The 22,053-nt window shown below is 67.7% G+C and carries 11 protein-coding genes; 10 read left to right on the top strand and 1 reads right to left on the bottom strand.

The features are described 5' to 3' along the window. A partial coding sequence (locus tag SPHV1_RS11500) for an amidohydrolase family protein (protein WP_054946171.1) occupies positions 1 to 2,239 on the top strand: 2,239 nt, incomplete at its 5' end. Between the two features lie 39 nt (positions 2,240 to 2,278). Here SPHV1_RS11500 and SPHV1_RS11495 read toward each other — a convergent pair. Beyond that, positions 2,279 to 3,496: a carbohydrate porin gene (locus SPHV1_RS11495; protein ID WP_054946170.1), complete on the bottom strand. Its 1,218-nt coding sequence runs from the start codon at positions 3,494 to 3,496 to the stop codon at positions 2,279 to 2,281. A gap of 163 nt (positions 3,497 to 3,659) precedes the next feature. Between SPHV1_RS11495 and SPHV1_RS11490 the strand changes: the two genes are divergently transcribed. The 9 genes from SPHV1_RS11490 to SPHV1_RS11450 all read left to right on the top strand — a co-directional run bounded on the left by SPHV1_RS11490 (position 3,660) and on the right by SPHV1_RS11450 (position 22,052). Continuing rightward, positions 3,660 to 3,989 carry an antibiotic biosynthesis monooxygenase gene (locus tag SPHV1_RS11490; RefSeq protein ID WP_054946169.1) on the top strand — a complete coding sequence of 110 codons (330 nt, stop codon included), beginning with the start codon at positions 3,660 to 3,662 and terminating at the stop codon, positions 3,987 to 3,989. After that, positions 3,902 to 4,381 (top strand): group II truncated hemoglobin, encoded by a 480-nt coding sequence (locus tag SPHV1_RS11485; RefSeq protein ID WP_231634641.1) that lies wholly within the window; start codon positions 3,902 to 3,904, stop codon positions 4,379 to 4,381. Before SPHV1_RS11490 ends, SPHV1_RS11485 begins: the two co-directional genes overlap by 88 nt. Before the next feature lie 302 nt (positions 4,382 to 4,683). Further along, a complete protein-coding gene (locus tag SPHV1_RS11480; protein WP_082430969.1) occupies positions 4,684 to 7,743 on the top strand; it encodes a CHAT domain-containing tetratricopeptide repeat protein in 3,060 nt (1,019 codons plus the stop codon). A 13-nt stretch (positions 7,744 to 7,756) separates the two neighbouring features. Continuing rightward, positions 7,757 to 9,793, top strand: a complete 2,037-nt coding sequence (locus tag SPHV1_RS11475) for an adenylate/guanylate cyclase domain-containing protein (protein WP_054946167.1) — start codon at positions 7,757 to 7,759, stop codon at positions 9,791 to 9,793. Next, entirely contained in the window at positions 9,780 to 10,523 is a 744-nt protein-coding gene (locus SPHV1_RS11470) for a hypothetical protein (protein WP_054946166.1), read from the top strand. The genes SPHV1_RS11475 and SPHV1_RS11470 overlap by 14 nt, the downstream gene beginning before the upstream one ends. 87 nt (positions 10,524 to 10,610) lie before the next feature. Then, the gene (locus SPHV1_RS11465) at positions 10,611 to 12,428 is read left to right on the top strand and encodes a ShlB/FhaC/HecB family hemolysin secretion/activation protein (protein ID WP_231634638.1); all 1,818 of its coding nucleotides are present in this window, start codon (positions 10,611 to 10,613) and stop codon (positions 12,426 to 12,428) included. After that, entirely contained in the window at positions 12,425 to 18,679 is a 6,255-nt protein-coding gene (locus SPHV1_RS11460) for a hypothetical protein (RefSeq protein WP_054946165.1), read from the top strand. Before SPHV1_RS11465 ends, SPHV1_RS11460 begins: the two co-directional genes overlap by 4 nt. An 83-nt stretch (positions 18,680 to 18,762) precedes the next feature. Next, positions 18,763 to 20,055 carry a multiheme c-type cytochrome gene (locus SPHV1_RS11455; RefSeq protein ID WP_054946186.1) on the top strand — a complete coding sequence of 431 codons (1,293 nt, stop codon included), beginning with the start codon at positions 18,763 to 18,765 and terminating at the stop codon, positions 20,053 to 20,055. Next, positions 20,055 to 22,052, top strand: coding sequence for a heme-binding protein (locus SPHV1_RS11450; RefSeq protein WP_054946164.1), 1,998 nt, complete (start codon positions 20,055 to 20,057; stop codon positions 22,050 to 22,052). Before SPHV1_RS11455 ends, SPHV1_RS11450 begins: the two co-directional genes overlap by 1 nt. Position 22,053 lies beyond the last annotated feature (1 nt).

The raw sequence follows: 22,053 nt of genomic DNA, 5'->3' as shown, positions 1-22,053 counted from the left end.
GCGCAAGCTGACCGCGCGCGTCGCCCTCGGTCCCTCCACGCGCTTTGCGATCCACGAACCGACCGGCCCGGTCGAGGCGAAGCTGGCGATGGCCGCCGTACCCTCACCCGATGGGCAGCAGATCGCCTTTGCCGCGCTGGGATCGCTGTGGGTGCAGGATCTCGGCAGCGAGGTGGCACGGCGCCTGCCTTTCGATGCCGAATGCTCGGCGCAGATGGCATGGTCGCCCGATGGCAGGACCCTGACTTTCGTCACATGGTCCGAAGCCCAGGGCAGCGCGGTGTGGACCGCACCTGCCGATGGCAGCGGCGCGGCCAGACGGCTGACGCGCTTCCCCGCCTACTACCGCTTCCCGGTCTTCACGCCTGACGGAAGGCACCTGCTCGTCCTGCGCTCCTCGCTGGAAGAGCGGCGGCAGACCAACTTCGAATTCGGCTCCCTGCGCGAGAGCGAACTGGTCGAGCTGGACATCGACGGCAGCGGCCTTCGGATCATCGCACAGGGGACCTTCGGGGCGCGGCCGCACTTCGCGCGGACGGCACCGGGCAGCGTCTTCCTGCTCGATGCAGGCGGGCTTGCCCGGGTCGATATCGGCACCGGGAAAGTATCACCCGTCGCCCATGTCACCGGCCCGGCCTACTACTTCGTCGAAGGCAATGCCGACGTCGACGACATGCGCATCAGCCCCGATGGCAGCCATGTCGCGGCGATGATTACGAACCGCCTGTACGTCCTGCCCACCCCCGCCGATCCGGCAAGGGAAGTGGACCTTACCGCCGCCGACAGCCCCGCGCATGTCCTGCCCGGCATGGGCGTCGACTGGTTCGAATGGAGCGGGGACCGTAGCCTCGACATGGTCAGCGGCACCCTGTTCACCCGCCGCGAGGCAACGGGCGGCAGCGAACTGGCCGCGATGCGCCTTCAAGCCGCATTGCCGCGCGCCGTCCCGCAAGGCTCGATCCTGCTGCGCGGCGCCACCGTCCTCACGATGGCGGACGGCGACAGGGCGATCGAGGATGCCGATGTCCTCGTGAGCGGGGACCGCTTCGTGAAGGTCGGCCCGAGCGGCAGCTTCGGCGTTCCTGCCGGCACCGTCATCCGCGACGTGACGGGCAAGTTCGTCGCCCCCGGGTACATCGACGTCCACGATCACATCGGCTCGATCCGGCGCAACAACCCGGCTCGTGAACTGTGGGGAATGCGCGCAAGGCTGGCCTACGGGGTCACCACCAGCTTCGATCCCTCGACGCTTTCGGTCGACCACCTCGACTACGAAGGCATGGTCGATGCCGGACTGATCCTCGCCCCGCGCATGCGCTCGACCGGCACGGCGGTGTTCTCACGCCAGCGCATCGCCTCACTCGACGATGCCCGCCGCGTCCTCTCGCGCTATTCGCAGGGTTATCGTCTCTCCAATCTCAAGGAATATCGCACCGGGAAGCGCGAAGTGCGCCAGTGGGTGGCCATGGCCGCGCGCGGGCAGCACCTGCTGCCCACCACTGAAGGCGCGCTTTCGCTCAAGTTAGACCTGACGCAGATCCTCGACGGCTATGCAGGCAACGAACACGCCCTGCCCGCCCCGCAACTGGGCGACGACCTGATCCAGGTTCTCGTCGCCCAGCGTACGAGCTACACGACGACCCTCAGCATCACCAACAGCGGCTCTCCGGCGATGGACTGGTTCATCGCCCACGACGACCCGGTCGTCGATGACAAGATCCGGCGCTTCTGGTCACCCTCTGCCATCCGTCAGAAGCTGACCAGCGGGCGCGACTTCCATCCGCTGGAAGAAACGCGCTTTCGCCAGATCGCGCGCGACGCAGCCACGCTGGCCCAAGCAGGCGGACTGGTCGGCATGGGTTCGCACGGCGAGGCCCCCGGCATCGGCTATCACTGGGAAATGGAAGCGCATGCGCTCGGCGGCATGACGCCCGAAGCCGTGCTGCACGCAGCCACCGCGGGCTCTGCCGAGACGATCGGGCGGCTCGCCGATCTCGGGACGATCGAGCCGGGCAAGCTGGCCGACCTGGTGGTGCTCGACGCCGATCCGCGCCGCGACATCCGCAATGCCCGCGCGATCGATGCAGTCATGCGCGGCGGCTTCCTGTTCGATGGAAACACGCTGCGCCCGCTCTGGCCGAATGCCGGGGAGGCGCCCCATGCCTGGTTCGAAGGGATGGACGCCGAACAGTGGCTACCCCTGCCCGAACCCCGGCGCCCCGACGAACCGGAGCACTGAGGCGGCAGCCACCCGTCCTCGACGTGAAGCGAGAAGGCGTCAGATGCTCAGGGTGATGCGCAGGCCCGCCGCCAATGCATCGTCCACCCCGGGCACAGCGCCGGGATCGATGACGTATTGCAGGTCGGGCTGGATGCTGAGCCATGGCGTGAGCGCCTTGGCGACCGTCAGTTCCAAGGCCGTCTCGGCGCGTGTCGACGGGTTGGCCGCGCGGTACTGCGTTGACGTGCGGGCATGGGCCAGGGCCGCTCCCAGTTGCCAGTCGCCGGGCAGGTCCAGCGTCACACCGCCCGAAAGGAAGGTGCCGAAGGGATTGACCGCCCCGCTCGCCACCCCGCCGCGTGCGAAGGCACTGAGCTTGTGGTCGGCATTCTCGGACAGGATCATTTCGCCGCGCAGGTAGGCGCCCCGGCTCTTGCCCGAGCCCGTTCCGTCATGCCGGTCGAAATCTGAAGTGTAGCCCCAGGCCCCCGCCAGAATGCGCAGTGGTCCCTTCGACCAGTCCGCCTCGCCGATCAGCAGCGCGCCGTCGCCATGGCCCAGTTCGATCGCAGTGCGTTTGGGATGGTAGGGATCGCCCGGCACGCCGTCGAGCGCGGCAAAGCGCACGGTCAGCCCTTCGCCCAAATCAGCCTGAAGCCGCAGCGCGAGGCTCGTCAGCGGAAAGATCGAGGGACCGCTTTCGCCCGACTGGCTGATGTCGGTGCCGATACCGTGGGCGCTGCCGATGAACAGGGCACCGGCATCGAGCGCATCGAATTCCGAATTGAGATCGTAAAGCCCGACCTTCACCGAAGCACCCGGCGCAATGTCCTGCTCTATCCAGGCTTCGTAGAGGCGCAGGGCGCGCACTCCGGTCTCGATATTGCTGACGACCTGCGCATCGCCCGTCAGTTCGCTGAGCGAGCGGCCATTGTTGTAAAGAACATAGCCGAAGACCCGAGCGCCTTCCCAGCCTACGGCGGCCTCCAGATCGAGTTCGGCAGTAACGTCCAGATTGTCGAGATACCGCCAGCCGCTGCCGGTCCCGCCCGAATTGTGCCAGACATCGGCAGTGTAAGCAGCGGCGATATCGAGCGGCGCCTCGGTCTGCTTCATTCGCTCGGCTTCACCCTGCCGCCGTTCGGTGGTGGTCTGCACCGGATGACCTGCATCGATCTCCTGCGCCCCGGTCTTTTCGGGCACGGCGAACAGGGCGGCGAACGCTGCGGCGCCAGTCCAGCAGACACGTCTGTCGAGGAATAAAGTTTCAAGCATCCTGCAATGGCTACCTCGCACGCACTGGATCGTGGAACATCCAAGATTTTCGTAATGCGATGGTCCAATCCATCGACCGCCAGCCCGCAGGCCAAGTCGAGGGCTCGCCTTTTCGATGCCGCTGGCCTAAGCGCGCGGCAGGAACCTGCAGGAGGACGCGCAGATGTTCATCGCGATGAATCGCTTCCAGGTGATCCGGGGCGAGGAAGAAGGCTTCGAGACCATGTGGAAGAGCCGCGAGAGCTTTCTCCACGAGGTGTCCGGCTTCGTCGCCTTTTACCTGCTGCGCGGCCCCGAGGCCGAAGACCACACCCTCTACGCCACGCATACGGTATGGCAATCGAAGGCGGCCTTCGAAGGCTGGACGCGCTCCGAGGCGTTCCGCAAGGCTCATGCCGGAGCCGCATCCGCCAAGCCGCGCTACCTCGGCCCGCCGCGCTTCGAAGGGTTCGAGGCGATCCAGACCGTGAATGCCGATGGAGTGGTCAGCTGAACGAGGCCAGCCTATTCCAGCGCATCGGCGGCGGCGACACCATCGACCGCCTTGTCGACGGCTTCTACGACCGCATGGAACGGATCGAGGAGGCGCGCACGATCCGCGCCATGCACCGCGAGGACCTTGAGCCGAGCCGGTCGATCCTCAAGCGCTACCTGACCGAATGGCTCGGAGGCCCCCAGGCCTATTCCAGCGAGCGCGGCCATCCGCGCATGCGCATGCGGCACATGCACGTCCCGATCGACAGCGCCGCGCGCGATGCCTGGCTGCTGTGCATGCGCGGTGCGCTGGACGAGACCGTATCGGGCGAAGCCGAACGCGCGGCGATCTACGAGGCAATGGCCAAGCTGGCCGACTGGATGCGCAATACGGACGATTCGCCGGCTTGACTTCGTTTCGGCCCAAGGCCGGAACTCGCGCAACGATTCCAGAAAATCATCCTTAATGCGCGGATAACGTATCGATTGCGCGCACCTGCGTGCTTTTTGCGCTACAACAACACAGATGCAAGCGCGCACCAGGTGATAAAAATCACTTATTACCGGGCTTTAACAAATAGCGTGTTGCGGTCTACAATGCATCGCACTTATTGGCCACGACGTTCGGCGATGGGGTTTACGCCGCGACTGGTCAAGTTCCGCATCAAGTCGTCGATGCGGGAATACATGACGAATTACTGGGGGGATTTGAGGTGCGCACGTTTCGGTCGATCTTGGCTGTCGCTGCACTTGCCGTCCCGGCAGGTGCCGGTGCGGCTGCGCCCGCCTTGCTTCGCCCTTCGGCGGAAGAAAGCTTCCCGATCGGCAATGCCGGCCCGGCCTGCGAGGTGCAGGGCACTGCAATGGGGGACCAGCGCCGCTCCATATTCGACCGCAGGTGGGTGATCCTGTGCGCCGACGTTTCCCGTGCGGTCGGCACTGCCTACACATTTCGCGACAAGGCCGATGTGCTGCAGCGCGTGGCGGCCGGACGCACCGACATGCTCGATTGCCCCGCAGGCAGCGAGGCGCCGGGCGTGCAGGGACTGACCTGTACCGACAGCAAGTCCGGCCTAGAATGGCGTATCTACGTTCAGGAAACCGAGCGGGGCACGGTCGCTGTAGAAGGGCTGGCGGCCTATGACGACGCACTGCGCCTGACCTTGCGCTCGCTGGTCGCCGACCGCGTCGTCGAGGGACCGATATCGATCGCCAACCTCGGTGCCAGCGACAGCCTGAGCCTTGCCCGCGCCCGCGCCGAGAACAGCGACCCCGGCCTGCTGCTCGGACAGGGCTATCGCGGCAACAGCGCCGGCTCCTATGCCGAAGCGGCCGAATTCTTCGCCGCCGCCCCTGCGATCCTGGCCGACACCACGCAGGTCGGCGTCGTCTCGCACGAGGCGCAGATCCACGAAGCGCTGGTCAACCGCGCCCTCCAGCTGTCCAATCTCGGCGCTTTCGGCCAGGCCCGGCGCAATTTCGCCGAGGCGGAGGAAATGGGCCTGCGCGATCCGGTCCAGACCCGCCTCGCCCGCAACTATGCCGCGATCGATGCCCTCAACCGGGGCGCCCCGAAAGAGGCGCTGGAAATCCTGTCGCGCGACGTTCCGCCCTTCATCGCGGCCGCCACCGACGACGGTGCGCTCAACATCGACCGGCAGACCGCAGCCAGTCTCAACGGTGCCGCAGGGGCCAGCCTGACCGCCCTGCTCGGGCAGCCGACCCGCCTTTCGCCGCAGGACCGGGCCGCCGTTATCGACGCACAGGCGCTGCAACTGCGCGGCACTGCGCTGCGCCTCGACGGCAAGCCCGACCAAGCGCGCGAGGTGCTCTCGCAAGCCTATGCCAATGCGATGAAGGTGCAGGACGGCCGGATCATCTCGATCACTCGCCTGCGCGCGCAGATCATGTCCGAACTGGCGCTGGGCTACGAGGCGCAGGGTCGCTACGGCGAGGCCGAAAGCAACCTGCGCGGTGCGCTCGAGCTTGTCGAGACGACTTACCCGGACAGCGCCTCGGTCCATGTCGTGAGCGCCCGGCTCGCTGGCTTCCTTGCCCGTCGCGGCAAGGCCGACGAAGCGCTGACGATCTATCGCGGCGTGATTGCCGACGTCGAACGCGACCAGGGGGTGCTGGTCGGCATGGAACACCTCATGCGGCCTTACTTCGACCTGCTGGCAGGCGAAGCCACGCAGGCCCCCGCGCGGGTTGAAGAGCTGTTCACGGCGAGCCAGTTGCTTCAGCAGCCCGGCGCAGCGGAAACGCTGACCCAGCTTTCGCGCCAGCTGGAAGGCGGCTCCGACGCCGCCGCGGGGCTCTATCGCCGCTCGCTCGGCATCTCGCGCGAGCTGGAGCGCACCCGCGTCGAGATCGCCCGTCTCTCCGCCGCGCAGCAGCCGGGCGAGAGCGATGCCCAGCTCGACGCGCTGCGTGCCCGGCGCGACCAGCTTGCCGGTGCGCAGCTCGAGGCGATGGACGCGCTCGCCAAGTTCCCGCGCTACCGGGCTGTCGCCCAGCGCACGGCCTCGGTGGAGCAGTTGCGCGCGTCGCTGAAGCCGGGTGAAGGCTACTTCAAGCTCGCCCAGCTGGCCGGTTCGCTTTACGGCGTGCTCATCACGCCGACGCAGGCGCGCGGCTGGAAAGTCGCAATGAGCGCGCGCGAGGCAGAGGACGCGGTCGACACCCTGCGCGATTCCATCTCGCTGACGATCAACGGGGTTCAGTCCACCTACCCCTTCGACATCGACACCGCAGTCACTCTCGACAAGGCACTGCTCGGCCCTGCGCGCAGCGAGATCGAAACGCTCTCGCACCTGATCTTCGAGCCGGCGGGCGCGATGCTCAAGCTACCGATCAACCTGCTGACCGACGATGCCAGGGGCGTTGCCGCCTACCATGCCAGGGTCAAGGCCGGAGGCGACGAGTACGACTTCACCGGGATCGACTGGCTGGGACGCGACCGCGAGGTATCGACCGCGCTTTCCGCCGCCAGCTTCCGCGACGCCCGCGCCGCGCCGCGATCGGTGGCCAAGAAGGAGTACCTGGGCCTGGGCAACAACGTCCCGCTCGGCCCGGTCAGCGTGCGTCCCGGCATCCGCTCGGGCGAGGGCGCGGCGATCGATGCAGACTGCGCCTGGCCGCTTTCAACCTGGAACCAGCCGATTTCTCCGCGCGAGCTGAACGAGGCCGCCAGCCTGCTTTCGGGCGGCACCGACCTGATGACCGGCGCGAACTTCACCGACGAGGCGATCATGGCCCGACCCGACCTCGGCGCCTTCCGGATCGTCCACTTCGCCACCCACGGCCTCGTCACCGCTCCGCGCGTGGGCTGCCCGGTACGCCCGGCCCTGCTCACCTCCTTCGGCGATTCCCGGTCGGACGGCCTGCTGTCCTTCCGAGAGATCTTCGACCTTCGCCTCGACGCCGACCTCGTGATCCTCTCGGCCTGCGACACCGCGGCGGGTGCCGGTTTGGAGGCAACGCGAGAAGCCGGTCTTGCCACCGGCGGCGGCGAGGCGCTGGACGGCCTCGTGCGTGCCTTCATCGCAGCGGGCGGTCGTCAGGTGATCGCCAGCCACTGGCCCGCGCCCGACGATTTCGATGCGACCGAGCGGTTGTTCAACGGCTTCTACAAGGCCAAGAACGCCTCGATCGGCAATGCCCTGCGTGCCTCGCAGACCAGCCTGATGGACGATCCGCTAACCTCGCATCCCTATTACTGGGCAGGTTTCGCCATCGTCGGCGACGCGGCGCGGCCGGTCCCGGCGCACTGAGCGCGGCACGGTCATGGCAAGCACACCGGTCACAACGGCGCAACCACCCACCGCCACCCTGCTGCGCAAGGGCTGGCGCAAGGTGCGCGCTGCCAGCAAGCGGCAGATGGCCGCCACCGTGATGCTGGTTGTGATCGGCGTGATCCTGGCCCGTTTCAGCTGGGACATCCCGGTCGTCGGCGATGCCGAGGACTCGCTCTACGATTTGCGCAGCTTCGTCCTGGCCCCGCAGGTCGACCAGGACCAGCGCATCCAGATCGTCGCCTATACCGACCAGACGCTGATCAACGCCAAGAAGCGCTCGCCGCTCGATCGCGGGATGCTTGCCACAGCGCTGCGCACGCTCGACGCGATGGGCGCCAAGGCCATCGGCATCGACATCCTCTTCGACCAGCCGCAGGACGAGGATGCCGAACTCGTCCAGACGCTGCGCGCAATGCACACGCCCACGTTCGTCGCCTATGCCGATCAGGCGACCAACAAGGACGACATCAACTACGAGCAGCAGCAGTACCTGAAGAGCCTGCTCGACCAGCTCAAGGGCAGCAATGCGCGCCCGGCCAGCATTCGCCTGAGCAACTACCAGGGCGCGACGCGTGTGTGGCCTTCGCTCGAAGCGGGCCTGCCGCCACTGCTCGGGCGCGCCATGGTCGCCGCGGGCGGCACCGGGCAGGAAAGGGCCTTTGCCGGCTATACCGGATCGATCCGCTACCGCCGTGCCGACAGCGACGCGCCGGTCTTCTCGTCGATCCCCATCGACCTGTTCGCCTCGCTCGACGATCCCGAGATGGCCGCCGCCTTCGCCGCGCAGGTCCAAGGCCGCTACGTGCTGATCGGCGGCCAGATCATCGATACCGACCAGGTCACCACCACCCTGACCAGCTATACCGGCACCACTGTCCCCGGGATCGAGGTCCATGCCGCGATGATCGCGCAGATGCTCGACGGCGCACGCCGGACACCGGTTTCAGGCTGGGAGCGCTGGGCGGTCGGGCTCATCTTCATCTTCGCGGCGTCGCTGACCGCCCTGCTGGACGGCCGGACCTGGAAGATCGTTCCGCTGTTCATCCTCCAGCTGGCGATGATGATCGGCCTGCCCTTCTACCTCGAAGCCTCGGGCGTCGAGACTTACGGCACCCCTGCCTTCGGCTGGATCGCCGGCTGGATCCTCGCCTTCATCGGCGTGTCGAGCGCGGTGCGCGCGTCCGGCGCGGTCGAGCGGCGCTTCGCGCAGGACGCGCTGGGCAAGTACCTGCCGACCGACATCGCGCAGGAAATCATCGACAACCCGGAGCGCCTGACCCTCTCGGGCAGCAAGCGCGAACTCTACATCCTGTTCAGCGACCTCGAGGGCTTCACCAAGCTGTCGCACCAGCTTGAGCCGGAAGTCGTCGCCAAGCTGCTCAACGAATATCTCGACAAGCTGACCACGGTGGTCCTCGAGCACGGCGGCATCGTCGACAAGTACGTGGGCGACGCCGTCGTCGCCTTCTGGGGCGCACCTATCGCCCGGCCCGACGACGCCCAGAAGGCTGCGAAATGCGCTTATGCCATGTGGCAGGCCGGCGAGAAATTTCGCCATTCGATCGATCCCTCGCTGCCGCCGATCGGCCGCACCCGCGTCGGCCAGCACTTCGGCGAGGCGGTGGTCGGCAACTTCGGCGGCGAGCGGCGCATCCAGTACACCGCGCTCGGCGATGCGATGAACACCGCGGCCCGCCTCGAATCCGCGAACAAGTCGCTGGGAACCTCGGTCGTCGCCAGCGGCGAGTTCGCCGAGCGCTCGGGCCTCGACTGGTGGCGCCCGCTGGGCCGCGTGGTCCTGCGCGGCCGGGCCAAGCCGGTCGACATCTTCGAGCCCGCTCCCGATTTTCCCGCCGCCGATCGCGAGGCGCTGGCCGATGCCGTCGCCCTGATCGACAGCGACCCGGCCGCCGCCGCCGACCGCATCGATGCGCTTGCCAACGCCCACCCGGACGACCCGGCCTTGCGCAATCTCTCGGAACGAACCCGTAAACTGGAAGGGAACAGGGCCTATGTCCTCGGATAAGCGCCACCGCACCACCCGCGCCGCACTGCGCGGCATGACCGCCATCGTCCTGATGGCCCTGCCCGCCACGGCAATGGCCGGCATCGTCGTCGCGTCCAGCGGCCCTTCGGCGAAGTCCTACCCGCCGGGCACCAAGCTGCCGGACGATGCCGAGATCACGCTCAAGGCGTCGGACAGCGTGACCATCCTCGACAAGCGCGGCACCCGTGTCCTGCGCGGAGCCGGTACCTTCCCGGTCGGCTCCAGCACCGGCCCCAGCCGCACGACGACGTTCGTTGCACTGACCACCCAGCGCAGTGCCAGCCGGGTCCGGACCGGGGCCGTTCGCGGCAGCGGCCCGGACGGCAAGCCCCTGCGCCCCAACCTGTGGTACGTCGACGTCACCAGCCCCGGCCCGGTCTGCGTCGTCGATCCGGCCGAAGTGCGCGCCTGGCGGCCCAGCAATGAAGGCGACGAAAGCTACAGCGTCAAACCGGCTGACGGCGGCAGCGCCACGACGCTCGCCTTCCAGACCGGCTCGATGGTCGCGCCATGGGAAGTCGCTATGCCGGTGGCCGACGGGGCTTCCTACGTCATTTCGCGCAGGGGCCAACCGGACGTGAAGGTGACGTTCGAGCTGATGCCGGAAATCGACTACGCGCCCGAAGATCTTGCCGAGGCGCTTCTGGCCAAGGGCTGCGAGAGCCAGGTTTCGCTGCTGGCCAGCTCGCTGGCCCTGCCGACCGACTGAGCGCGCGGCACACAGGGGTAAGGGTTCCGGACGGGGCCCTGACATGAAGGATTTGCCGGACAGAGAGGTCCGGCCGGGGGAATGAGAATGAGGGCGATTGCGATCGCGGATCTGAAACGGAATTGCGGCGCGCGAAGCGGTTCGCTGCGGCGGAGCATGATGCTCGGCCCGGCGATCGCGGCGGCCGCGTTCCCGCTGGCGGCACGGGCACAGACTGCCGCGCCGGCGCCCCAGCCACAGACACGCGAATCCCTCGATCCCGGCCGCGTCCTCGACCGGCTGCCCGCGCCGCGTCCGCGCCTCGATGTCGAAAGCCAGATCGAGCGCGGCCCCTGCCCGCTGGCCGACCCGGCCTTCGCCCAGACCCGCATCACTTTCTCCCGCGTGAACTTCGCGCATCTCGAGGCCGTCGACCCCAGCGTACTGGACGACACCTGGAGTGACATGGCCGGGCAGGACCTGCCCGTTGCCGCCCTGTGCGAAGTGCGCGACCGCGCCGCCACGGCCCTGCGCGAAATGGGCTACCTCGCCGCCGTGCAGATCCCGCCGCAGCGGATCGAAAAGGGCGGCCAGGTTCAGATGGACGTGCTCGTCGCGCGACTGGTCGAAGTGCAGGTTCGCGGCGATGTCGGCGCTAACGACAAGGCAATTGCGGCGCACTTGGCCCACCTGACAGAACAACCCTGGTTCAACACCCACGTCGCCGAACGCCAGCTCCTGCTGCTGGGCGACATGCCCGGTTACCAGGTCCGCCTCACCCTCAAGCCGGCGCGGGGCACGCCCGGCGACGTCATCGGCGACGTCGTCGTGCGCCGCGAGCCCTTCGAACTTGTCGGCGGCATCCAGAACCTGGGTTCCAGGGCGGTCGGGCGCGAAGGCGGCTTTATCCAGGCCACCTTCAACGGCGTGACCGGCCTGGCCGACCGCACCACCGTGAGCCTGTTCAACACGTTCGATTTCAAGGAACAGACGGTCCTGCAGGCGACCCACGACTTCGCGCTGGGGGCCAGCGGGCTGCGCGTGGGCGGCAGCCTGCTGTGGGGCCGCAGCGAGCCGTCGGGCGCCCTGCCCTTCGAAAGCGATACGATCGCCGCCGACATCGGGGTGAGCTATCCCTTGATCCGCAAGCGCGCCGTCTCGCTGAAGGCCGCAGGCGGCCTCGAGATCGTCAATCAGGACATCGATTTCGCGACCACGCCGCTGACCCGCGACCACTTGCGCGTACTCTATGCCCGCCTTGCCGCCGACACCGCAGATGGCGCGAGCCTCGTCGGCCATGGCGGCTATACCGCCGCCGAGCCGCGCTGGCGCCTTGGGGTGCAGGTCGAGGCCCGGCACGGGCTCGACGCGCTGGGCGCCAGCCGCGACTGTTCGCCGCTCAGCAACTGCCTGACGCCGCACGTTCCGATCAGCAACCTGCTGGCCGATCCCAGCGCCTTCGTGCTGCGGGCAGAGGCCACGGCCGAATTCCGCCCCGTGCCCAAGCTGGCCCTCGCCGTCTCGCCCCGCGCGCAATATTCGCCCGACCGTCTGCTGTCCTACGAACAGTTCAGCATCGGCAACTACACCGTAGGGCGCGGCTTCGATCCCGGCACAGTGCTCGGCGACAGCGGCATCGGCTCCTCCTTCGAGCTGCGCTACGGCGGCATCGCCCGTGCAGTCGACAAGGCCCTTGCGGTGCAGCCCTATGCCTTCCTCGATGCCGCGCGCGCCTGGCGCCACGGCAGCGACGGACAGAGCGCCTATTCGGCGGGCGGCGGCCTGCGGGCACGCTGGGGCGGCGCCATCGACGCCAACCTGTCACTCGCAGTTCCATTGAGACGCGCCGGATTCCAACAGGAACGCGGCGATGTACGCGTGCTTTTCACAGTTAGGGCACGGCTCTGGCCGCAGGATCCGTCATGACCAAGAAGCCCCTCACCGCCATCGCCCGCCAGCACCGCGCCTCGCTCTCCGGGGCGAGCCTCTCCGCGCTGGTCCTCGCCATCGCCGCCCCGACTCCGGCTCAGGCGCAGTCCTTCCAGGGCATCGGGACGGTCAACTCGGGTATCGCCTCCATCGTCGACGGCGCCGGGACGACCGATGTCTTCATCGGCTCCACCGAAGTCGTGATCGACTGGACGACGAACGATCCGGGCGGTACCGGCAACGTCATCTTCCAGACAGGCGGGACCACCGCCAACTTCACCGATTCCGGCTTCAGCGGCACCGACTACACGGTGCTCAACCGGATCGTGCCCGTCGATGGCACGGGCAATCCCACGAGTTCGACGATCCAGTTCGACGGCACCGTGAACAGCACCCTGGCCGGCGCGACCGGCGGCAATGTCTGGTTCTATTCGCCCAATGGCGTGATCATCGGCTCGACCGCCACCTTCAACGTCGGCGGGCTGGTGCTCACCACCAATCCGATCGACACGACCGGCGGTCTTTACGGTCCCACCGGCCAGATCCGGTTCGCCGGAGCGGCAGGATCGCTGGCCCCGGTAACGATCCGGAACGGCGCGCAGATCAACGCCCTGCTCAACCCGCAGGCACCGACCAATGCGGCCTACGTCGCCCTCGTCGCTCCCCGCATCGAGCAGGGCGGTACCGTGCGTTCGGACGGTTCGATCGCCTATGTCGCGGCCGAAGTGGCGGACATCACGATCAACGCCGGCCTGTTCGACATCAATGTCACCACCGGCACCACCGATGCCAACGGCGTGGTCCATACCGGATCGACGGGCGGCGCGGCCTCGACCGGCAGCACCGATGTGCAATCGATCTACATGGTCGCGATGGGCAAGAACGACGGCCTGACGATGCTGCTGAGCGGCGGGATCGGCTACGACGCGGCGGCCGTGGCGACCAGCGACGGCAGCTCGGTCGTCCTCTCGGCGGGGCATGGCATCGGTTTCGACGCCGCAAGCCCCTTCACCGCGACCGCCAACATCGCCATCGGCGATGCGCAGTTCACTTCGGTCACGACAGCCTCGGCAACCGACACGATCACCGTCGCGCCGACCACCCTGACGCAGTTCGACCGTTTCACGACGCTCAATGCCATCAACCTCGTCCGGCTCGATGCGCTGGGCGGTGCCCAGATCGTCGCCAACGACACGACCGGCCTGCCTTCGGACCTGCAGTTCCCACCCTTCGGCATTGCCTATGCGCTGGACGTCAATGCGGGCTACGCCGACCAGGGCGGCGCGGTCGCCGTCAATGTCGACGGAGGCGGCGCGCTGACGGCGGCGGGACGCATTCGCCTGCGCGCGATCGGCGATGCCACAAGTACGGCAGCGCTATCCGCCAACGGCACGGGCGGCAGCGTCGCCATCGGCCTGGGTGCCGGGTCGATTACCACGCCCAATCTCGAAATCGACGTCAGTGGCTACGGCCAGAACGTTGCCGTCGGCACAGGCGGTAATGGCACCGGCGGCAGCGTCAGCATCGTCAGCGCCGGAACACTCGCGGCAGACAGCCTGCGTGCCAGCGCCAGCGGCGCGGGCGGCAGCGGCGATACCGGCGGCAACGGTCAGGGCGGCTCGATCCAGCTCACCGCCACCGGCGGCGGCACGGTACCCGCGAGCAATTTCAGCCTCGACGCTTCGGGCGACGGCGGCGACGGCGTGGCGCTGGGCGGCAACGGTATCGGCGGCCAGGTCGGCCTGCTCGTCGCGAGCAGCGGGACGATCGGTTCGGGCACCAGTTTGTTCATCGATTCCGTGGGTTCCGGCGGCTATTCCGACGTGACCGGCGGAAACGGCACCGGCGGCGGCATCACCATGGCCGATACCGGCGGCACCCTGAACTTCGGCAGCATAGGCCTGAACGCTTCGGGCTACGGGTCCGGATCGAGTGGCAATGGCGGCGACGGCTTCGGTGGTTCGATCCTCGTATCGCTTGCGGGCAATGCGCAAAACTGGGACAGCCTTCGCCTTGAAGCCAGCGCGCACAGCGGCGAAAGCTTCGGCGGCGGCGTTTCCGGCAATGCGACGGCCGACCTCGTCAATGGCGCGCGGCTCGACATTCAAGGCGTCGCGCTCAACGTGGCTTTCAACCTCGACGTCACAGCCGATGCCTACACCACCGCAAACAGCGCTTCGGGTGGGTTCGCGCGCGCTGGCAGCGCAGTGGTCAATGTCGGGGCGGGCGGCTCGCTCACAACCGGTTCGGACGCCACCATCAGCGCCAATGCCGGGTTCGAAGTGGAAAGTTCCGCCAGCAGCTCGGTCTTTTCTCCCGACATGTTCGGAGGCAATGCCGCGTTGACGATCGATAACGGCTCGGTGTCGCTGCCCAGCCTCCTGGTCGAGGCGTACGCCACGACGACCGGAGGGACCTCGGGCGCAGGCACCGCCACAGGCGGCACCGCGACCGTCTCGGTCGCCAACAACGGCAGCCTCGTCGTCGATGCAGCACTGGCTTCCTTCTCAACCGCACGGACCGGTCTCACCGTCCTTGCCGGAGCGGACGGCACTTACCTCGACCCGTTCGCCTCGCCCGGCGCCGACCAGTATGGCGCCGCGGCGCAGGGCGGTACGGCCAGCCTCCTGCTCAACGGCGGCACGGTGACCCTGGCCGACCCGGCGCAAGTCGACGCCAGCGCCTTCGGCGGAACATTCACTTCGGTCGGCGGCGCGGATTCGCTGGGCAACGGCACCGGCGGCACCGCGCAGGTCGCGGTCAGTGGCGGCACGATGACGGTAGCCTCGACGCTCTCCGTCCTGGCCGAAGGAACCGGCGGCGGCGTAACCGGCGGCGCCAAGGGCGGGAATGGCACTGGCGGACTTGCCGCAGTCGATGTCTCTGGCGGCGCGCTCATCGTCAACGGCACCGGAATCTCGGTAAACGCCAACGGCTCGAGCCTCGGCGTCGACCCAGCCGCCAACGGCAGCAGTGGCGACGGTACGGGCGGACAGGCACGGCTTGCGGGCTCGGGCGGCACCATCACTGTCGCCGGAGTCACCCAGGTCACTGCCCGCGGTCTTGCCGGCGCGGCCGGACTGGGCGGCATCGGCGGCGACAGCACCGGAGGCCTTGCCGTGCTGTCCGGCAGCGGCGGCGGCACCGTAACCCTCAACGGGCTCGTCTCGGTCCTTGCAGACGGCATCGGCGGCAACGGCTCCGTGGCGGGCGCGCTGGGCGGCAATGCCTTCGGCGGCAGCGCCAGTGCCGGGCAACAGGGCACGGGCACGATGACCGTGGGCACCGACCTGCTTGTCGACGGCTCTGCGACCGGCGGCGCCAACAGCGTCGATTCCCTGACACAGGGCCTGGCAACCGGCGGCAGCGCCGGCCTCGCCTCGGAAGGGGGCGCTCTCGACGTGGTGGGCAATGCCGTCCTCACCGCGGATGCAACGGGCGGGACCAATCCCGGCGGCACCGCGCCGCCGACCGTCGCGGGCTTCCTCAAGATCGGAAGCTCGGCAGCCACCCCAAGCGGGGCGCTCACCGTCTTCGGGACCTTCAGCGCAACCGCAATCGGCGACACCGCCCGGTCCGATGGCCAGGGACTCTATCTGCGTACGGCCGACGCGAAGATCTCGGTCGTGGGCGACACGACCTTCACCACCACCGGCGATGCCCTCTTCGACATTCTCGGCACCGGCAGCCTCGATTCCGGCGGCCCGCTGACGATCACCTCGACGCAGGGGCAGATCACCGGCACCGGCCTGATCACCAGCGCCGGCAACATGCTGATCGACGGCGCGACCGGTATCGATCTCGGCAGCCTGACCTCGGGCGGGACCACCGGCCTGTTCTCCGCGCTTGGCCCGGTGAACGTCGCCGACCTGCTCTCGACCGGCCCGGTGACCGTCTCCGGCCTCTCGGTCCTGATCGGGTCGAGCGGCGGCCTGACTTTCGCCAACGCCGTTGCGACCGGCGGCGATCTCGCCCTGAACGTCAGCAACGACCTCGTCGTCACGACGGTCGATGCCACCGGAACAGTGACGCTCACCAGCAGCAATGGAGCGCTCTCGATCAATGGCGCAGTCAATGGCGCCGGCATCGCGCTGGGCGCCGGCACCGACGTGACCGCCAACGCCAACCTCATTTCGAGCGGCCCCCTCGACGTTGCCGCCGGCGGGACATTCTCGTCGACGGCACTGGTCACGGCGGCAGGCAACACCGCCATCGCGGCCGATGCGGGAATTTCCCTGCCGAGCCTCGTTTCGGGCGGCACGACCCTGCTGCAATCGACCGCAGGCCCGATAGCCGTGGCCCAACTCACCTCGACCGGTCCGGTCACGGCGCTGGGCCAGTCGATCGACATCGCCTCGACCGGCGCGTTGTCCTTCGCATCGGCGGACGCAACCGCGGGCGATCTTTCGATACAAACCGCAGGCGACCTCGCCCTGGGCAGCGGCAGTGCATCAGGGACAGCCCAGCTCACGAGCACCGGCGGCTCCGTGTCACTCGCCGGTCCGCTGACCGGAACCGATGCCACCGTCGACGCCGCGCAGAACATCGGTCTCACAAGCGTCAATCTCACTGGCGCGTTCGCGGCGACGGCAGGCAATGCGGTTACGGCGAGCGGCTCAATCGTCAGCGGAGGGCAGACTTCGATCACCTCTGGCACCGCGCTGAGCCTGCAGGGCCTTTCATCCGGCGGGAGCACATTGCTGCAGGCGAACGGCGCGCTGACGGTGAGCGATCTCGTGTCGACCGGACCGGTGACTGCAAGCGGCACGTCGCTCGACATTGCCTCAAGCGGCAGCCTTGCCTTCGCCGATGCCACCGCGACGGCTGGAAACCTCGCGATCCAGACACAGGGCGATCTCGATATTGCCACGGCCAGCGCAACTGGCAGCGTCGACCTTGCGAGCGCTGCCGGGGCGTTCTCGAACACCGGCGCCGTCACCGGTGCCGGCATTGCGATTGCCGCCGGACAAGACATCGCGGCAAACGGCGCCCTCACCTCCAGCGCCGACCTGACCGTCGATGCAGGAGCCAATGCATCGATCGCCGGCAATGCAGTTGCAGCCGGTCTGCTGGCCATGAGCGCAGGACAGACCCTGACTATCGACGGTTTTGCCGTCGGCGGCACGATGACGGCGACCTCGCAGGATATCGTCATCGGTCCGACTGCGCAGTTGGGCCAGCGCGGCCGGACGACCAGCGTCACTTTCACCAACAGCAACGGCGCCAATACCAGCACGATCGGCGGCGCGGCGGCTGGCGGCTACAGTCTCGACAACACAGAGCTGCAGCAGGTCTTCGCCGACAGTGCGATTGCCATTGTCGTCCAGTCCGGCACCGGCGCAGTCCAGGTCGGCGACCTCACGCTGGGCTTCGGCACCGGTCAGGCGATCGGCACGGGCGGGACGCTTTCATTAACGTCGAACGGACGCATTTCGGTAATCGGGAACGTCGCGCTCACCACTTCCGGCGCATTCGATACGTTCGCCCTGATCGCGCCAAGGGTGGACGTCGCGACGGATCTGGGCGCAATCGCCTTGGCAAACGCCAATGGCGGCGCACAGGGCATCCTGCGGGTCACGGCCGACCGGTTCACCGCCGCCACCTCTAGTGTCATCGGCCAGGTCGACACCGCAACGGACATCACCGCGATCGACGGCCTGATGGGTCAACCGGCTGCGAGTTCGGCAGGCGGCCTGCTGGCCGGATCGATCGAGGCGAGCGTCACCGACGGCATCTTCATCCAGAACCTGGGCACCACCACCGCATTTGCCGACCGGCGCGGCTTCACCGCCAATGCCCTTTCGATCACGACCGCGGGAACCGGCACGCGAATCGTCGTGAACGGGGTGCTGATCGATTCGGCCGGAAATGCGCTGGCCGGCCTCGATACCGTGTCCCTGGTTACCGTGAACGGCAATGCGGCGGCGGCGGGTGGACCGTTCAACCCGCTCTCGACGGTTAACGGGTGCGTGATCGGGCTACCCTGTACCTTGTTGCAACCCGGCATTGGGCTCGAAACAATCGTCCGCACCAAGACTGATATCGAACATCCGGTAACGCCTGAAAATAATGTCGGCGCACTACTTTCACCGCCGCCAATCCAAATTAACGTGGATTTGCCGGAACTTGTACGTAACCTTACGTTGCCCTTGGTCGATGAGCCGGTTACAGGGGTTGGCAACGAGGATCTATGGGGCGATAGCTGTTCTCCGGACACGGAGGGCTGCGTAGGGGGGCAATCCAAGTGACCCATTCGGGGGTAATCGGAACCGGACTTCGCGCGCGGGCGCGCCTGTACCTGGCCATCGCGGCGATCTTCACCGCGCTCGTCATGGTCTGGTCCAACGCGGCCACGGCCGACAGCTACGAAGGCGTCGCCAGTTGCGCCGGGTCCACGTGCCATGGCCGCAGCGAAGGCGACGGCAAGGTGGTGCGCCAGGACGAACTGCGCATCTGGCAGGAGCCGTCGAGCGAGACCGGCGCGCACAGCCGGGCTACCGCGGTTCTTGCCACTCCGCGCGGCCAGCGCATCGCTGCGGCCCTGGGGCTGGGCAATGCCGCTTCGGCACCCGCCTGCCTTGGCTGCCATGCCACCAATGCGCCCAATGCCGCGCGCGGAGGACGCTACCTGGCCGCCGATGGCGTAGGCTGCGAATCCTGCCATGGCGCAGCTTCGGGCTGGCTCTCCAGTCACTATGCGATGCCGGCCACCCATGCCTCGAACGTCGCGGCAGGCATGATCCCGCTCGAAAAACCGCAAGTGCGCGCCTCGGTCTGTCTCGATTGTCACTTCGGCAGCGACAAGCCGGGCCAGTTCGTCACGCATTCGATGATGGCGGCGGGGCACCCGCGCGTGTCGTTCGAGCTCGACCTCTTTTCCTCGCTGCAGGCCCACTACAACCTCGACGCCGACTACGCGAAGCGCAAGGGAAGGCTGGACAGCCTGCAGCTCTGGGCCGTGGGCCAGGCCGAAGCGGTCAAACGCTCGACGCGCCTGTTCACCAATGCCTCGCTCGCCACCGAAGGCATGTTCCCGCAGTTCTATTTCTACGACTGCCATTCCTGCCATCGCCAGATCACCGACAATCCGGCTGCGAAGCGCACGTTCGAGACCAATCCCGGGCGCCCGATCCCCTTCGGCAACCCGCCCTACAACGACGAGAACATGATCATGCTCTCCGCCGTCGCATCGACGCTCGCGCCCGGTCAGGCCGCCCGCTACGACGCCGCCGCCAAAGCCTTCCACGCCGCCATGGCGCAGGGCCGCCCGCAGGCCGCAGAAGCTGCCAAAGCTTTGTCCTTCGCCGCCGGTACACTGTCCGATGCGTTGGCCGGTCGTCACTATTCGAACGACACCGCGTTCCAGGTCATCGCGACGATTGCCGGCAAGGCGATCACCCCGCGCCTGACCGACTACACAGGTTCGGCGCAGGCGGTCATGGCCGTCGACACCCTGCTCAACGCGCTGGTCCGAGAAGGCCGCATCACAGTGGGTGCCGCCGCCGGCATCCGCACACAGATCAACCGGGCCTATGCCGCCGTTTCCGCGCCCGAGAAATTCGATCCCGGCACTTTCCGCGCCGCACTGGGCAATGCTGCCCGCTCGATCGAGGCCCTGCGCTGATGCGCTGGCGGGGGGGCACCATTGCAGCGCTCGCGGCCACGCTCATGCTGGCGGCCTGCGGCGGAGACGACGGCGGCTCATCGGGCGGCAGTTCCGGCGGTGGCAGTTCTTCGGGAGGCGGCAGCTCGGGCGGCGGTTCCTCGAGCGGCGGCACCACGCTGGAGGACTATGTGGCCCCGGCACAGCTGTCGCTGAGCAGCGCAAACGTCGGCAAGATCGTGGCGCAGGCCGCGGCGCAGGCCAACCAGTCCGGTCATCCCTCGGTCATTGCCGTGGTCGACCGAGTCGGCAATGTCCTTGCCGTATTCCGCATGGCCGGCGCCCCGGCCAATGCCAAGATTCCCGATGCGCCCAATGGCGACAACATCGACATCCAGGGCCTGTCCGTTCCGGCCGAGGCCGCCGCCATCGCCAAGGCGGTGACCGGCGCCTACCTGTCGAGCGCGGGCAACGCCTTCACCAGCCGCACTGCCAGCATGATCGTGCAGGAACACTTCCCGCCCGCCCCCAGCACCGTCGGCCTGGAAAGCGGGCCACTGTTCGGCGTGCAGTTCAGCCAGCTTCCCTGTTCGGACTTCGCATCGCGCTTCAAGGCTTCCGGCACCGATGCGCTGATCGGGCCCAAGCGGTCGCCGCTCGGCCTCTCGGCAGACCCAGGGGGCTTTCCTCTCTACATTAACGGCGTGCTCGTGGGCGGCATCGGCGTGAGCGGCGACGGGGTCTACGGCCTCGACGACAACGTGCTCGACACCGACACCGACTTCGAGGAACGGATCGCGCTGGCCGGCACCGTGGGCTTCGAAGCCCCGGAGGCGATCCGCGCCAACCGCATCTACGTGGACGGCACCCAGCTGCGCTACTCGGACGCGACCTATTCCGGCCTGTTCGACGTCGCCGGCGCAACATACGCGCAGACCGCCCCCGCGCTGGGCAGTCTCGTCGCTGTCAAAGGGTACTTCGAAACCGCAGCCCTGCGCGCCGGCACCGCTTACGGCTCAGAAGCCTCGGGCATCCGCGCTTCGACGACCTCCGAGTTTTCCGACCGCGACGCGTTCGTCCTGACCAACGGCAGCGGCGCGAACCGCTACCCGATCCGCGCGGGAACCGACGGCGCCGACATCGCCCAGCCGATCACGGCGCAGGAAGCCACGGCGATCCTCGAGGAAGCCTTCAAGGTCATGTCGCGCGCACGCGCGCAGATCCGCCAGCCGCTCGACAGCCGGGCGCAGGTCTCGATCTCGCTCGTCGATACGCGCGGAGAGGTGCTGGGCATCGTGCGCTCTCCCGATGCGCCGATCTTCGGCACCGACGTCTCGCTGCAGAAGGCGCGCACCGCCACCTTCTTCTCCGGCGCGCAGGCCGGGGCGCAGCTTCTGGGCGATCCCAGCAGCGACGTGCAGGCCTTCGTCGGCAAGGTGCGCACCTTCCTCAATGACCAGAGCGCACTGACCGGCACTTTCGCCTTTGCGGACCGCTCGGGCGGCAACCTGTCGCGCCCCTATTTCCCTGACGGCGAAGTCGGCAATCCCAATGGCCCACTCTCGCGCCCGATCGCGCAGTGGAGCCCGTTCTCCACCGGCCTGCAATCGGCGCTGGTCCTGACCAACCTCGCCCAGCACCTGCAGTACGTCACCGGGGCAAGCGCCACCGATACGCAGCAGCGCTGCACATTCCTGCCCGACGTCGCCACGAACCAGAACCGGCTGCAGAACGGCATCCAGATCTTCCCCGGTTCGGTCCCGGTCTATCGCGGCAATGTGCTGGTCGGCGGCATCGGCGTATCGGGTGACGGTATCGACCAGGACGACATGATCAGCTTCCTGGGCAACCACAATGCCGGCGTGCGCCTGGGCACCACCGGCAATGCCCCGGCAGCGATCCGCGCCGACCGGATCGTCGTCAACGTCAACGGCGCGATGGTGCGCCTGCGTTTCGTCAACTGTCCCTTCGCGCCGTTCCTCGACTCCAGCGAACAGAACGTCTGCGAGGGCCTGTAAC

The organism is Novosphingobium sp. KN65.2, assembly GCF_001368935.1.
Taxonomy (GTDB): Bacteria; Pseudomonadota; Alphaproteobacteria; order Sphingomonadales; family Sphingomonadaceae; genus Novosphingobium; species Novosphingobium mathurense.
Note: the sequence above shows the minus strand (reverse complement) of the source record. Positions and strands in the feature narration are given on the sequence as shown.